The sequence below is a fragment of the Oleiphilus sp. HI0067 genome (assembly GCF_001635735.1).
The window spans coordinates 1-792 of sequence record NZ_LWFI01000286.1 but is presented as its reverse complement, the minus strand read 5'-3'; the positions used below and the strand labels follow the sequence as shown (position 1 = coordinate 792).

Genomic DNA, 792 nt, shown 5'->3' with positions numbered 1-792 from the left:
AGTGCGTGTACCGATGCCTGCGCTAACCGAAGAAACACGCCGCGATATGGTTAAGCTTGCTAAATCAGACGCCGAGAGTGCTCGAGTCTCTATTCGTAACGCGCGTCGCGATGGTAATTCGATGCTTAAAGATTTGGTCAAGGAAAAAGAGATTACTGAAGACGACCAAAAGCGTGGCGAAGATCAAATGCAAAAGCTAACGGATAAGTACGTAGCTGATGTTGAGAAAATGCTACAAGATAAAGAATCTGATTTGATGGAAGTTTAAGCTTCCCAATAGATAACTAAGGGCTGCTTTATGCGGCCCTATTAGTGTTTAAAGATAATAATGAGTTCAAAGATACCGTATTGCGCAGATTCTAAACCAAAGCATATTGCGATCATTATGGATGGCAATAATCGTTGGGCAAAAGCGCGAAAGCAAATTGGCGTTTCCGGTCATAAGGCTGGGGTAGAGGCCGTGCGCTCAGTAGTAGGTGCTTGTGCTAAAGAAGGGATAGAAGTTCTTACCTTGTTTGCATTTAGTAGNGAGAACTGGCGTCGCCCAGCAATTGAAGTTGGTGCGCTAATGAAGCTGTTTTTGTTTGCGCTACAGCGCGAGGTTAAGAAGCTTCACAAGAATAATATTCGTTTAAGAATTATTGGTGATCGCTCCAAGTTTAGCGAGTCGCTTCAAAAGCATATGGAAAGTGCTGAGTCGTTAACTGCTGACAATACTGGGATGACCTTGGTGGTTGCCGCAAACTATGGTGGTCAATGGGATATTGCGAATACGGTTCGTCATCTCGCCCA

At 44.4% G+C, this 792-nt stretch carries 2 protein-coding genes; both read left to right on the top strand.

Annotated features, from left to right (window positions below; translation table 11 throughout):
* On the top strand, positions 1 to 268 hold a 268-nt coding region (locus tag A3739_RS03540), incomplete at its 5' end, for a ribosome-recycling factor (protein ID WP_156502315.1).
* A gap of 60 nt (positions 269 to 328) precedes the next feature.
* Positions 329 to 792 (top strand): polyprenyl diphosphate synthase (uppS, locus tag A3739_RS03535; RefSeq protein ID WP_068500341.1); only part of this gene is annotated, 464 nt, incomplete at its 3' end.